Source organism: Pseudomonas sp. BF-RE-22 (assembly GCF_019956155.1).
In the GTDB taxonomy this organism is placed as follows: domain Bacteria; phylum Pseudomonadota; class Gammaproteobacteria; order Pseudomonadales; family Pseudomonadaceae; genus Aquipseudomonas; species Aquipseudomonas migulae.
The window spans coordinates 1-14,109 of sequence record NZ_JAHBDD010000004.1; the positions used below are offsets into that span (position 1 = coordinate 1).

The 14,109-nt window shown below is 60.6% G+C and carries 8 protein-coding genes; 4 read left to right on the top strand and 4 right to left on the bottom strand.

What is annotated here, in order from left to right:
• Positions 1-157 precede the first annotated feature (157 nt).
• Positions 158-853 carry an aquaporin Z gene (aqpZ, locus tag KGA82_RS02700; RefSeq protein WP_008029032.1) on the top strand — a complete coding sequence of 232 codons (696 nt, stop codon included), beginning with the start codon at positions 158-160 and terminating at the stop codon, positions 851-853.
• A 15-nt stretch (positions 854-868) separates the two neighbouring features.
• Here the strand turns inward: aqpZ and KGA82_RS02705 are convergent, their stop codons facing one another.
• Positions 869-1,993 carry a GNAT family N-acetyltransferase gene (locus KGA82_RS02705; RefSeq protein WP_223449570.1) on the bottom strand — a complete coding sequence of 375 codons (1,125 nt, stop codon included), beginning with the start codon at positions 1,991-1,993 and terminating at the stop codon, positions 869-871.
• Positions 1,994-2,276: 283 nt separating this feature from the next.
• Between KGA82_RS02705 and KGA82_RS02710 the strand changes: the two genes are divergently transcribed.
• Positions 2,277-3,593 (top strand): putative porin, encoded by a 1,317-nt coding sequence (locus KGA82_RS02710; protein ID WP_008029035.1) that lies wholly within the window; start codon positions 2,277-2,279, stop codon positions 3,591-3,593.
• A 162-nt stretch (positions 3,594-3,755) separates the two neighbouring features.
• On the opposite strand, the gene KGA82_RS02715 is transcribed toward KGA82_RS02710, so the two are convergent.
• The 3 genes from KGA82_RS02715 to aceK form a co-directional block, all read right to left on the bottom strand.
• The gene (locus KGA82_RS02715) at positions 3,756-4,877 is read right to left on the bottom strand and encodes a beta-ketoacyl-ACP synthase III (protein ID WP_008029037.1); all 1,122 of its coding nucleotides are present in this window, start codon (positions 4,875-4,877) and stop codon (positions 3,756-3,758) included.
• A 338-nt stretch (positions 4,878-5,215) separates the two neighbouring features.
• Complete coding sequence (gene hrpA / locus KGA82_RS02720; RefSeq protein ID WP_223449571.1) at positions 5,216-9,127, bottom strand: ATP-dependent RNA helicase HrpA; 3,912 nt, start codon at positions 9,125-9,127, stop codon at positions 5,216-5,218.
• 173 nt (positions 9,128-9,300) lie between these two features.
• Complete coding sequence (gene aceK / locus KGA82_RS02725; RefSeq protein ID WP_008029042.1) at positions 9,301-11,019, bottom strand: bifunctional isocitrate dehydrogenase kinase/phosphatase; 1,719 nt, start codon at positions 11,017-11,019, stop codon at positions 9,301-9,303.
• A gap of 426 nt (positions 11,020-11,445) precedes the next feature.
• On the opposite strand from aceK, the gene KGA82_RS02730 reads away from it, so the two are divergent.
• Entirely contained in the window at positions 11,446-13,056 is a 1,611-nt protein-coding gene (locus KGA82_RS02730) for a methyl-accepting chemotaxis protein (RefSeq protein WP_411737736.1), read from the top strand.
• 71 nt (positions 13,057-13,127) lie between these two features.
• Complete coding sequence (locus KGA82_RS02735; RefSeq protein WP_008043472.1) at positions 13,128-14,036, top strand: DMT family transporter; 909 nt, start codon at positions 13,128-13,130, stop codon at positions 14,034-14,036.
• Positions 14,037-14,109: the final 73 nt, after the last annotated feature.

A 14,109-nucleotide genomic window follows, 5' to 3' on the forward strand; every position in this document is an offset into this window, starting at 1 on the left:
CCCCCCATAACCCCCAGCCCCCAACAGCTCTAAGCCCACTGGAATTCCAGAAAAACCCTGCTGTACTCAGCCAAGGTTCTGGAGATGAGCCTGTCGTAAATCTGCAGGATGCATAACTCGATACAGTCTCGATAGGAAACCTATCAAGGACACTCTCATGTCTCTGTTCAAACGTTCAGTCACTGAGTTGTTAGGTACGTTCTGGCTGGTGTTGGGGGGTTGCGGCAGTGCGGTTCTGGCCGCGTCTTCTCCGCTTGGAATCGGAGTGCTCGGTGTGGCCATCGCGTTTGGTCTCACCGTACTGACCATGGCCTTCGCCATCGGCCACATCTCCGGTTGTCATCTCAACCCCGCCGTATCGGTCGGTTTGTCAGTCGGTGGCCGATTCCCCGCCAAGGAACTGCCCGCCTACATCATCGCCCAGGTCATCGGCGGGATCATCGCCGCCGCGTTGATCTACTACATCGCCAGCGGCAAGGAAGGCTTCGACCTCTCCGCCGGCCTGGCCTCCAACGGCTACGGCGAACACTCCCCCGGCAAATACTCGATGGCCGCAGGCTTTGTCTGTGAGCTGGTAATGACGGCGATGTTTGTGCTGATCATCCTCGGCGCCACCGACAAACGTGCGCCGGCCGGGCTGGCACCGATCGCCATCGGCCTGGCCCTGACACTGATCCACCTGATCTCGATTCCCATCACCAACACCTCGGTCAACCCGGCCCGCAGTACCGGCCCGGCCCTGATTGTCGGCGGCTGGGCGATCGCGCAACTGTGGATGTTCTGGGTCGCGCCGCTGCTGGGTGCGGTGGTCGGTGGTGTGACGTATCGGTGGCTGGGCAAGGAAGGCACTTGACCCCATGGAAGAGGATCAGTCCTGTCGGTAAGGCAAGGCGGTCCTCGCTTCCTCGGCATAGGCCAGGACGCCGAGACGCTCCTGATGAAGGAAGTCTTTGACGGCGGCTTTCAAGCCGGGATGGCGCAAGTAGTGCCAGGAATGGGTGATCACCGGTTCAAACCCGCGAATCAGTTTGTGCTCACCCTGAGCACCGGCATCGAAACGCTGAAAACCGTTGGCAATTGCGTAGTCCATCCCTTGATAGAAACACGTCTCGAAATGCAGACGATCGAACTCCGCCAGACAGCCCCAGTAACGCCCATAAAAACTGTCGCCGCCCACCAGGCTGAAGGCCATGGCCACCGGCCGTGAGCCCTGTTTGGCCAGGACCACGCGAATCGATTCCGGCATGCGCTCGGCCAACAGACTGAAAAATTCCCGCGTCAGATAGGGCCGTTGCCGGCGCACCGCGTAGGTGTTGGCGTAACAGGCGTAAACGAAATCCCACTGCGCCTGATCCAGTTGCTTGCCTTCCAGCCACTCGAAATCAAACCCCTGCCCCGCCACTTGCTCGCGCTCTTTGCGCATCTGCTTGCGCTTGCGCGAACTGAGGACGTCGAGGAAGTCCTGAAAATCCCGATAGCCGCGATTTTGCCAGTGGTACTGACAGCCGATGCGCTGCAGCCAGCCAGGTTGTTCGGCCAGCGCCGCGTCGGTGAACGGATCGGTGAAATTGATGTGCGCACTGGAGAGTTCTTCGATCTCGAGGTAGCCCGGCAAACTTTTCAGCAGCTCGAAACCGTCCTCGACCAAGGCCGCCAGCAAGCGCGGTCCGCTGACCGGACTGAACGGCACGGCGGTCAACAGTTTGGGGTAATAGTCGATGCCGGCACGCTCGCAGGCATCGGCCCAGGCGTGATCAAACACGTACTCGCCATAGGAATGCCATTTGCGGTAACTGGGCAGCGCGGCGATCAACCGGTCCCCGTCCATGTGCAACAAATGCTCGGGCTGCCAACCGGAATGCGGACCGACGCTGCCGCTGTCCTCCAGTGAACTGAGAAAGGCATGGCGCAGAAACGGCTGATCATCCGGCACCAGGGCATCCCAGGTGTGCGGGGCTATTTCGGACAGTCGTTCCAGGCGTTGCAGCGGCATCACTTCCCTCTCCACTTCTTGGCGTAAAAGCCTCGCGAGTATCGCCTATCGAGGCGCAATCCACACTCGTGATCCGCCGACAGGGCCCGGAATAGAAAGTTCCTTCGCACTTTGTATCGTCATCGAGCCGCCATCACTTTGCCACTGCCTTGTCATAAACCATCGCGATACTGGCGCCAGTTTTTAGAGCGTCGGGTTCTATCCCGATCACTGTTTTCCGTCCGACATCGGTCGGTTGTGCCCTGGATGGCTAAGTCATCCCCTCTCATCTTCGGAGATTGATATGCGTCTTGCTTCCACGAAAACTGCGGCGGCCCTGTGTGGCGGCCTGCTGCTGGCCATGAGTGTTCCGGCCAGCGCCGCAGTCGACGCCAAACTGCTCGACATGCTGAAGGCTAACGGTTCGATTACCAACGCGCAGTACAGCGAGTTGCAAGCCGAGCTGGCCAGGGATCAGAAGGATCAGCAAATCGCCCGTCAGGCTCAGCAAGAGACTAACGAGCAGATCGCGGCCACCGCGAAGAAAACCGAAGCACTGAGCACCTTCGACCAGAAACTGGCGTGGGCTGCCAAGACCCAGTTCAAGGGTGACGTGCGTTTCCGCCAGGAAACGGTCAAGAACGACGGTGTTTCCAACACCGGCGACCAGGATCGTCAACGTATTCGCGTCCGCCTGGGTGCCTACACTGCAATCAACCCGCAAGTGGACACCGGCATCCGTATTGCCACTGGCAGCGACAACGACTCTCGTTCCACCAACCAGAGCCTGGATGGCAACTTCACCAAGAAGGATATCTGGCTGGACCAGGGTTACGTCGACTACCACCCTGACGCCATCAAGAATCTGCACTTGATCGGCGGCAAGATGGCGCAACCATGGGTGAGCATGGGCGACATCATCTGGGATAGCGACATCAACCCGGAAGGTCTGGCAGTGACTTACAAATACCCGCTGGGCGGCAGCACCGAGCTGTTCGGTAGCGCCGGCCACTTCACCCTCAAGGACAACGTCGACGGCGAAGGCAAGCAGTTCCGCCACGACCTGCGTCTGTACTCAGGCCAGTTGGGCGCGCGTTTCGCGATCACTGATAACCTGAAAATGACCTTGGGTGGCAGTCTCTACGCTTACGACAACGACAACGACATCAACAATACCTGTGCGGCGAACACCTGCCGACTGGCCATTAACGGCAACACGGCGAACGAACAGTTCAAACTGTACGAAGGCTTTGGTCAGCTCGACATCGGCGGCCTGCCAATGCCACTGTCGATCTACGGTCAAGTCGTCAACAACGACGATGCCAGCAACGATCAGGACATGGGCTGGCTGGCCGGTGTCAAGACCAACGTCTTCGGCTTCGGCGTGGACTACAACTATCGTGACGTACAGCGTAACGCCGTGGTCGGCGCCTTCACCGACTCTGACTTCGCCAACGGTTTCACCGGTTCGCGCGGCAGCAAGTTGAAAGTGAGCTACGAGATCGACAAGAACTTCGCCCTCGGCGCGACGTACTTCATGGCTGATTCCGACTACACCAACGCCACCCTGCGGGACTCGAAAATCAACACCCTGCAACTGGATGCCGAAGCCAAGTTCTGATCCCTGCTACACGGTTCGGGCAAGGACGCCCAAACTGCTTTTACAAACTCGCGCTGCTGTATCGGTCCCCATCATCCGTCCGATTCAGCAGCGCGAGTTTTTTTATGCAAAAAAAAGATCGCAGCCTTCGCAGGCTGCGATCTTTTCATTTACCGCGACAACTCAACGCTTGCGCAGAATCACGCTACCAATCGAATAACCGGCGCCGAACGAGCTGAGCACCGCCAGCGAACCCGCCGCCAGATCATCCTGGTTCTTGTGAAACGCAATCACCGAGCCCGCAGAGCTGGTGTTGGCGTAGGTGTCGAGAATCACCGGGGCTTCTGCTTCGGTGGCTTCGCGACCCAGCAGTTTCCTCACGATCAAGTGGTTCATGCTGAGGTTGGCCTGGTGCAGCCAGAAGCGCTTCACGTCGCCGACGTTGAGCTGGTTCTCTTCCAGGTGCGCACCGATCAGCTCGGCCACCATCGGGCAGACTTCCTTGAACACCTTGCGGCCTTCCTGCACGAACAGTTTGTCCTTGGCACCGATGCCCTCTTCTGCCGCGCGGTTGAGGAAGCCGAAGTTGTTGCGGATGTTGTTGGAGAACTTGGTCAGCAGCTTGGTGCTGACCACGTCGAACTGATACTTGGACGTCGCCAGGTCCGCTCGCTCGATGATCACTGCAGTGGCCGCGTCGCCGAAGATGAAGTGGCTGTCGCGGTCACGGAAGTTCAGGTGACCGGTGCAGACTTCCGGGTTGACCATCAGCACTGCCCGGGCCTGGCCCAGTTGCACGCTGTTGGCCGCCGCTTGAATGCCGAAGGTCGCCGAGGAGCAGGCCACGTTCATGTCGAAACCGAAACCCTGGATGCCCAGCGCTTCCTGGACTTCGATGGCGATGGCCGGGTAGGCGCGTTGCAGGTTGGAGCACGCGACGATCACGCCGTCGATGTCCGCCGCGGTTTTGCCGGCGCGCTGCAAGGCTTGTTCGGCTGCGCCGATGGCCATCTGGCAAAGCACCGACCACTCGTCGTTCGAGCGCTCCGGCAGGCGTGGCGCCATGCGTTGCGGGTCGAGAATGCCGTCCTTGTCCATGACGAAGCGGCTTTTGATACCGGAGGCTTTTTCGATAAACGCGGCGCTGGATTCGGTCAATGCCTCGACTTCGCCACGGGCGATGGCGTCGGCGTTGTCGGCGTTGAACTGCGCGACGTAAGCGTTGAAAGACTGCACCAGCTCTTCGTTGGAAATGCTGTTGGCCGGGGTGTACAGGCCGGTGCCGCTGATGACGACGTTATGCATGGTCGTTTCTCTAATCTGTTCAGGCAGAAAGCATTGGCACCGACGTACCAATACATAAAGGGTCTGTTCCCGTCACAGGAAGCAAACCTGGCATCGCTTTATTCCGAACCGCCCGAACCTGTGGAGGCTCAAAACCGCGGGGCCGGCGTTTATAGGCGCGAAGTTTGCCATAAACGTTGGGGTTTGGCGCCTTTTGCGAGTGCAACGGCACTACGTTTCAAGTAATGACAAATGGCAGATATCCAACCTGTAGGAGCACGGCTTGCCGGCGAAGGCGGCCTTGAACCTTGCATCGCACTCAAAGACGCCTTCGCCGGCAAGCCGTGCTCCTACAGGTTTTAGGGTTCGACCTGGGTCCATTGCTTGTTCAGGCGTTTGTCGGAGATCGGCACCTTGGTCCCCAACTGCTGGGCGAACAGCGAAACCCGGTACTCCTCCAGCCACCAGCGATAGAGCTCAAGCTGCGGATCGCGTTTGCCTTCCTGGGCGTGTTTGTTGGCGCGGGTCTGGTATTGAGTCCAGAGGCCGGACAGCTCACCGCTCCAGACCCGATCCTTCTGCACCTGCGCAGCCAGTTTCTCGAAGCGCTGCTCGATGGCTTTCAGGTAACGCGGCAGTTCCTTGAACCACTGCATCGGCGTTTCGCGGACGAAACCCGGATACACCAGATGACTGAGCTGCTGCTTGATGTCATTCAACGCCACGGCCTGCGCCAGATCAATCTTGCCCTTGAAGCGTTTTTGCAGGCCGTGCCAGAGCTTGAGAATTTCCAGGGTCAGCTTCGCCAGACGCTCGGCATGCTCGGTCCAGCCGCCGCGCTTGCGTTCGGCCAGCGCCGCCAATCCGGCGCCATCACGCGGCAACGGGTCTTCGCCGTCGAGGATGCAGCTGTCGAGACTGGCCAGCAGAATGTCTTCCACCAGACTGTCGACGCGGCCCATGTCGCGGTACATCAGGCCCAGCTCCGTCAGGCCAGGCAACTTGCCGCGCAGGAACTTCGCCGGTTCCGCCAGTTGTTGCATCAGCAGGCGCTGCAACGCGCGGCGATGCTGGAACTCGGCTTCGGCCGGCGTCGAGAACCGCCCTTCCTTGACCGTGCCGGCCTCTTCGACCAGCGCCGGATACACCGTCATCGACAATCCGGCAATCTTCTGTTGGGTCTTTTCCGCCACGGCGGCGAAGACTTTCGCCTCCACCGGCTGCTGACTTTTTGCCGTTTGCGGGACGGCCAATGCCGCCTGGCTGGCTTCAGCGAATCGCGCGGTGAGCTCCGCCAGATCTCGTCCTTCGCCGAGGAACTTGCCCTGGCCATCGACGATTTCCAGGTTCATCCGCAGGTGATTTTCGACCTGCTGCGCCGCTTCGGCCCACGCCTCATCGCTGACCCGCGCACCGGTCATGCGCAGCAACTCGCGACCCAATGCCTGAGGCAACGAGCCCTCGGCAAAGGTCATGCGCTGCAACGCGGCTTTGACGAAGTCCGGCACCGGCACGAAATTCTTGCGCAGCGCCTTGGGCAGGTTGCGCACCAAGGCAATGCACTTGGCCTCGATCACGCCGGGCACCAGCCATTCCAGACGTTCCGGCGGCAGCATCGGCAACAGCGGCGCCGGCACGCGCAGGGTCACGCCGTCACGCGGGTGGTTCGGTTCGAAATGGTAACTGAGCGCCAGTTCCAGATCGCCAATGTGCAAGGTGTCCGGGTAATGCAGCGCGGTGACTTCACTGGCCTCGCGGGCCAACACGTCCTCTTCGCGCATGATCAGCAGTTGCGGGTCTTTCTGGCTGTTGACCCGATACCAGCTGTCGAAGGTCGCGGTCTGGTGAATCTCCGCCGGCAGTCGCGCATCGTAGAAGGCGAACAGGGTTTCTTCGTCGGCCAGAATGTCGCGACGGCGAGCCTTGGCTTCCAGCTCGTCGAGCTGTTCCAGCAGTTGCTGGTTGGCGGTCAGGCACTTGGCTTTGGATTGAATCTCGCCGCGCACCAGGCCTTCGCGAATGAAAAACTCACGGGACACCACCGGGTCGATCGGCCCGTAATGCACCGGCCGGCGACCGACCACGATCAGCCCGAACAAGGTGATCTGCTCGAACGCCACGACCTGCCCGCGCTTCTTCTCCCAATGGGGTTCGAAGTGGTTTTTCTTGATCAGGTGCCCGGCAAGCGGCTCGATCCAGTCAGCATCGATCTTCGCGACCATGCGCGCGTAGAGCTTGGTGGTTTCCACCAGTTCGGCGGTCATCAGCCATTGCGGACGCTTTTTGCCGAGGCCCGATGACGGGTGAATCCAGAAGCGCCGCTGCCGGGCACCGAGGTAATCGCCTTCATCGGTTTTCTGCCCGATCTGGCTGAGCAGGCCCGAGAGCACGGCTTTGTGCAGCTTTGGGTAATCCGCCGGCTCTTTGTTCAGGCTCAACTGCATGTCGCGGCAGATCAAACTCAACTGACGGTGCGAGTCGCGCCACTCGCGCAGCCGCAGGTAGTTGAGGAAATTCTTGCGGCACCAGTTACGCAACGGACTGGCCGTCAGCGCCTGGCGTTGCTCTTCAAAACCACGCCACAGATTGACCAGCCCGGCGAAGTCCGAGTCCACGTCTTTCCATTGCGCATGCGCCTGATCCGCCGCTTGCTGACGCTCTGGTGGACGCTCGCGCGGGTCTTGAATCGACATCGCACTGGCGACGATCAGCACTTCCTGCAAGCTGCCGAGTTTCGCCGCTTCCAGCAGCATGCGGCCCATGCGCGGGTCCACCGGCAGGCGCGCCAATTGGCGACCTAGCGGGGTCAGCTGGCTGTTGCGGTCCACCGCCGACAGTTCTTGCAGCAGGTTGAAACCATCGCTGATGGCCTTGCCATCGGGTGGCTCGATAAACGGGAAATCGGTGATCTCGCCGAGGCGCAGATGCAGCATCTGCAAAATCACCGCCGCGAGGTTGGTCCGCAGGATTTCCGGGTCGGTAAATTCCGGGCGACCGATGAAGTCTTCTTCGCTGAACAGCCGTACGCAAATGCCTGGCTCAACCCGACCGCATCGACCTTTACGCTGGTTGGCGCTGGCCTGGGAAATCGCTTCGATGGGTAGGCGCTGGACCTTGGCGCGGTAGCTGTAACGGCTGATGCGCGCGGTGCCGCTGTCGATCACGTAACGAATGCCCGGCACGGTCAGCGACGTTTCGGCGACGTTGGTCGCCAGCACCACGCGACGACCCGGGTGCGACTGGAAAATCCGCTGCTGTTCGGCCGGCGACAAGCGTGCGTACAACGGCAGGATTTCGGTGTGCTTGAGTTGCGCCTTGCGCAGCATGTCGGCGGCGTCGCGAATCTCGCGCTCGCCGGGCAGGAACACCAGCACGTCGCCGGGGCTCTTGCGCTCGCTGCGTTCGAACGCGGCGATTTCGTCGAGGGTGGCGAGGATCGCCTGATCCACGGTCAGGTCATCCTCGACGCGGTTGCCCTCTTCATCCTGTTCCAGGGTCAGCGGGCGATACCAGGTTTCCACCGGGAAGGTGCGGCCGGAGACCTCAACGATGGGCGCATCGTCGAAGTGCTTGGAGAAACGTTCCAGGTCGATGGTCGCCGAGGTGATGATGACTTTCAGGTCCGGACGACGGGGCAGCAGGGTTTTCAGGTAACCGAGCAGGAAGTCGATGTTGAGGCTGCGTTCGTGGGCTTCGTCGACGATGATCGTGTCGTAGCGTTCGAGGTAGCGGTCGTTCTGGGTTTCCGCCAGCAGGATGCCGTCGGTCATCAGTTTGATCAGCGTATTGGAATCGCTCTGATCCTCGAACCGCACCTGATAGCCGACCAGCGCGCCCAATGGCGTCGCCAGTTCTTCGGCAACCCGGCTCGCCACGCTGCGCGCCGCAATTCGACGTGGCTGGGTGTGGCCGATCAGGCCATGCTGGCCGCGACCGATTTCCAGGCAGATCTTCGGCAACTGGGTGGTTTTGCCCGAGCCGGTTTCGCCGGCGATGATCAGCACCTGATGCTTGAGCAGCGCTTCCTTGATTTCATCGCGCTTGGCGGCGATGGGCAGGCTGTCGTCGTAACGAATCACCGGCAGGCTGGCGCGTCGCGCCAACACCTGATCACAGGACGCCTGCATGCGCGCCACCCACTGGGCCAGCTTGGCTTCGTCAGGTTTCTTGCGCAGCTCAAGCAACTGCCGACGCAGCCGGTGGCGGTCGGCGAGCATGGCGTGATCGAGGTTTTTCAGCAGTTTGTCGAGTGAAGGCGATTCGTCAGTCATCAGGTACGCAATAAGTCGTCTAGTGGCGCAGGGGGCGGATTGTCGCAGATTTAGAGGACAAGCGAGATCCCTTGTAGGAGCCGGCTTGCTGGCGATAGCGGTGTATCAGTCACTTCATGGGTGTCTGTCAGGCCGCCATCGCCAGCAAGCCGGCTCCTACAAGGGTTGTGGTGTCATTCGGTATCCATGCCCTTGCGCCGATACGGGAACACGTCGATCACCTTGCCCGCACGAATCGCCTCTTGCAGGCTTTTCCAGTAATCGGCGTTGTACAACTCGCCGTGCAACTGATCGAACAAGCGCCGCTGCGCGGAATCGGCAAACAGAAACGGCGGAAACTCCTCGGGGAACACATCCAGCGGCCCGATCGAATACCACGGCTCGGACGCCATTTCGTCTTCCGGCGTGCGCGGTTGCGGGATGTGGCGGAAGTTGGCTTCGGTCAGGAAGCAGATCTCGTCGTAGTCATAAAACACCACACGACCGTGACGGGTGACGCCGAAGTTTTTCAGCAGCATGTCGCCAGGAAAAATGTTCGCCGCCGCCAGTTGCTTGATCGCCAGGCCGTAATCTTCCAGCGCGTCGTGCACCTGCGCCTCGTTGGCGTTTTCCAGGTACAGGTTCAACGGCGTCATCCGCCGCTCGGTCCAGCAGTGGCGGATCAATACCGTGTCGCCTTCCACCGACACGGTAGACGCCGCCACGTCCAGCAATTCTTCCAGACACGCCGGCTCGAACTTGCTCAACGGAAAACGGAAATCGGCGAACTCCTGGGTATCGGCCATGCGCCCGACGCGGTCGACGCTTTTCACCAGCCGGTATTTCTCGATCACCGTCGCGCGGTCGACGTTTTTCGACGGTGAGAAACGGTCCTTGATGATTTTGAACACGGTGTTGAAACCCGGCAGCGTGAACACGCTCATCACCATGCCGCGCACGCCGGGGGCCATGATGAACTGGTCGTCGGTGCTGGCCAGGTGGTTGATCAGCGCCCGGTAAAACTCCGACTTGCCGTGCTTGTAGAACCCGATCGAGGTGTACAGCTCGGCGATGTGCTTGCCCGGCAGGATCCGCCGCAGGAAACCGATGAACTCCGCCGGCACCGGCACATCGACCATGAAGTAGGAACGGGTGAACGAGAAGATGATCGACACGTCGGCTTCGTCGGTAATCAACGCATCGATCTGGATGCCTCGGCCCTCAAGGTGCAGCAGTGGAATCGCCAGCGGCCATTGCTCATCGGTGGTGTAGATGCGCCCCACCAGGTAAGCGCCCTTGTTGCGGTACAACACCGAGGAAAACAGCTCGACGCTCAGCTCGGGATCCTTGCACACCCAGTCCGGCAGGTTCTCGCGCAGTTGTGCTTCGAGGCGACGCAGATCGCCCGCGAGGTCGGCGTAATCCTCGCTGAAACGGTAGTCGGCAAAAATGCTCGCCAACATGCCTGACAACTGCCCCTGAGGTTTGTAGGTGCGGGTTTGCGCGGCGCGGGCCCGGCGCAGGCTTGGCCGGGTGGTGTGGATGAACATGCAGCCGTCGCTGATCAGGTCGTGGCTGAACAGCCCGCAGAAGATCGAGTTGTACCAGGTCTCGGACAGCTCATCGTCGAAACGCAGGTCGATCAGGCTGATGTAGGCGCTTTTGACCAGTGGCCAGCAGCTGACATCCAGCGTGTCGGCGTCGAACGCGATGCGCAGCCGGTCCACCGTTTCGCTGACTTTATCTTCGTAGAGGTTGATCCGCGCCGCCGAGGCGATTTGCGTTTCCTGCCATTGGGCTTGCTCGAAACGCGCTCGGGCGCCGTCGGTGATCTGCCGGAAATGCTCGCGGTAATCGTCAAAGCCATCGAGGATCATTCGGGCGATGTCGGCGGCTGGCCATTGCTGCGGCATGGTGAGACCTCTACGGGAATTCGGAAGGCCTGAGCTTAGCCAGTGAACCGGGTGCAGGAGAAGCCTAATTTCGGTCCGAAAACGAATGAATCACTCATGGGCGCAGTTTTTTCGGACTTTTTTTAATCGACCGTTCGGTCAGTAAACAACCTAACCAGTCCCCTTCATTCCACTTAATCGATTCATCTACAGCCCTCTGATTATCAGGTGTACGGATCCAATCCACGCTGAGGCAAACGTCAGCCTTTAGATTTTCTGCTTTTCCCGGAATGCCAGCCCGCCTGAAAAGCGCTCTCGGATTGGTCTTACCAAGATGATGGCTCTTTGATATACACCCCACGTTCACCCGCCTAAAAACAAGATCCTCGGTCCACGAGGACTACCTCTCAAAATGCCCAAGGAGCACATAAGATGCCTATAAGGAACATGCGCATAGGTTTGCGCGCGAGCTTGAGTTTTGCTGTGCTGGCCAGCCTGCTGGTGCTGGTCGGGATGTTCGGCCTGGGTCAGATGGCGACCCTGCGCGAGAGTGCATCGGTCATCGAGGAATCGTGGATGCCGAGCATCGAGAGCATCCATGACAGCGCGTCCAACATCGCCACCATCCGCCTGGAATCGTTGCGGTTGATCGCCAACAGCCAGAGCGCTGTGCGGGAAAGGAGCAAAGGCATCCTCAACGCGCAACGCCAGGAATTGCAAAAGCGCCTCAACGACCACAAGACGCTGCTGTCCAGCGACCAGGAACGGGCCATGCTCGACAGCCTGAATGCCGCCGTTGCGAAGTACCTGGCCATCCTCGATCAGATCCTCGCGCAGATCGATGCCGGCCAGGATGAGCAGGCCTACGCCCGCCTCAACAGTGAACTGGCCCCGCAGGGCATCGTGCTGGATAAAGTCCTGGAATCGATGATCAGTTTCAATCAGCAAGGCGCCGATACCGCTGCGGACGCCGCCGCGTTGATGTATCAGCGCGCGCAATGGATCGTCGGCACGATCATCGTGATTGCACTGCTTGCCACGCTGCTGTTGGCCTGGTTGCTGACGCGCAGCATCACCACGCCGATCAATCAGGCGCTGCAGGTCGCACGCCGGATTGCCGCGGGCGACCTCAGCGGACAGATTGCCAGCCACGGCAAGGACGAAGCCGCGCAATTGCTCAACGCCCTCGCCGACATGCAAGGCAACCTGCGCACGACCATTCGCGGCATCAGCGACTCGGCGCGCCAACTGGCGTCGGCAGCCGAGGAGATGAGTTCGGTGATGGAGGAAAGCACACGCGGCCTGCAGCAGCAGAACGACCAGATCGAGATGGCCGCCACCGCCGTCACCGAGATGAGCACTGCGGTGGACGAGGTCGCCGCGAATGCCGTGTCCAGCGCCGAGGCCTCCCAGGCGTCGAACGAGGACAGCAAGCACGGCCACGTGCAGGTCACTGAAACCATCACCGCGATTCAGGGGCTGGTCAGCGAAGTGCTTGGCGCCTCGGAACGGGCCGAGGGCCTGGCGGTTCAGGCGCAGGACATCAGCAAAGTGCTGGAAGTGATTCGCGGCATCGCCGGGCAGACCAACCTGTTGGCGCTCAATGCGGCCATCGAAGCCGCACGCGCCGGTGAAGCCGGGCGCGGGTTTGCCGTGGTGGCCGATGAAGTGCGCTCGCTGGCGCAACGCACCCAGAACTCCACCGAAGAAATCGAGCTGATGATCAACAACATCCAGCACGGCACCGGGGCCACGGTCAGCGCGCTGCAAAGCAGTGCCGAACACGCCGGCCAGACCTTGCGCCGGGCCAACAGTGCCGGCAGCGCCCTGGAGAAAATCACCGCATCGATCTCGCAGATCAACGAACGCAACCTTGTCATCGCCAGCGCCGCCGAACAGCAAGCGCTGGTGGCCCGGGAAGTCGATCAGAACCTGGTGAACATTCGCGATCTCTCGACCCAGACCGCCGCCGGCGCCACCCAGACTTCGGCCGCCAGTCAGGAACTGTCGCGGCTGGCAATCGACCTCAACGGCCTGGTGACACGTTTCATAATTTGATGCCGGTTTTTCGGTTGCCATAGGCAAGGCTCTCGGCAACACTCTCGTCCCCATCAAGGAAGGAGTGCACCGTGAGCCCTGTCGATATCGTTCGTTTACTGTCGCTGGCGGCCATCTGGGGCGCGAGTTTCCTGTTCATGCGCATCATCGCCCCAGTGATTGGCAGCATCCCCACGGCGTTTTTCCGCGTGTCGATTGCGGCGGTCGGGTTGCTGGTGATTGTCGGGCTGATGCGCATCAGCTGGGATTTCAAGGGCAAGCTCAAAACCGTGATGCTGCTCGGGGTGATCAACTCCGGGATACCAGCGACCCTCTATTCAGTGGCGGCCCAGGTGCTGCCCGCCGGTTACTCGGCAATCTTCAACGCCACCACGCCACTGATGGGCGTGTTGATCGGCGGCCTGTTCTTCAGTGAGCGGCTCACTGCCGCCAAGCTCGGCGGGGTGTTTCTCGGTTTGTTCGGTGTTGGCGTGCTGACCCGTGCCGGCCCGGTGGCCTTCGACCTGCAACTGCTGATGGGCGCCCTCGCCTGCCTGCTCGCCACCACCTGTTACGGTTTTGCCGGGTTCCTCGCCCGCCGCTGGCTCGATCAGGCCGGCGGGCTCGACAGTCGTCTTTCGGCACTGGGTAGCATGCTCGGGGCGACCTTGTTCCTGCTGCCGTTGTTCGGCTACAGCGTGATCAGCCAGCCACCGGCGAGCTGGGGCGGCTGGAGCGTGTGGCTGTCGTTGCTGGGATTGGGGCTGGGGTGCACGGCGTTTGCGTACATTATTTACTTCCGTCTGCTGAGCTCGATCGGGCCTTTGAAATCGATGACAACGACGTTCCTGATTCCGCCGTTCGGGGTGTTGTGGGGGGCGTTGCTGCTGGATGAGCCGTTGTCGATGGCGCACGTGTATGGCGGGGTGTTGATTGCGGCGGCGTTGTGGTTGGTGTTGAAGCCTTCGGTGATGAAGGTCGCCGAGGTGACCGCCAAATAGAGTTGTGGTGCTGCTGATGACGCCTTCGCGGGCAAGTCGGATCGCCGCACCGCTCGCTCCTACGGGTTTTGTG

Excerpts from the sequence above, each read along its gene's own strand:
- aqpZ (WP_008029032.1), top strand. The coding sequence starts at position 158 with ATGTCTCTGTTCAAACGTTCAGTCACTGAGTTGTTAGGTACGTTCTGG.
- KGA82_RS02710 (WP_008029035.1), top strand. The coding sequence starts at position 2,277 with ATGCGTCTTGCTTCCACGAAAACTGCGGCGGCCCTGTGTGGCGGCCTG.
- aceK (WP_008029042.1), bottom strand. The coding sequence starts at position 11,019 with ATGCCGCAGCAATGGCCAGCCGCCGACATCGCCCGAATGATCCTCGAT.
- KGA82_RS02715 (WP_008029037.1), bottom strand. The coding sequence starts at position 4,877 with ATGCATAACGTCGTCATCAGCGGCACCGGCCTGTACACCCCGGCCAAC.
- KGA82_RS02730 (WP_411737736.1), top strand. The coding sequence starts at position 11,446 with ATGCGCATAGGTTTGCGCGCGAGCTTGAGTTTTGCTGTGCTGGCCAGC.
- KGA82_RS02705 (WP_223449570.1), bottom strand. The coding sequence starts at position 1,993 with ATGCCGCTGCAACGCCTGGAACGACTGTCCGAAATAGCCCCGCACACC.
- hrpA (WP_223449571.1), bottom strand. The coding sequence starts at position 9,127 with ATGACTGACGAATCGCCTTCACTCGACAAACTGCTGAAAAACCTCGAT.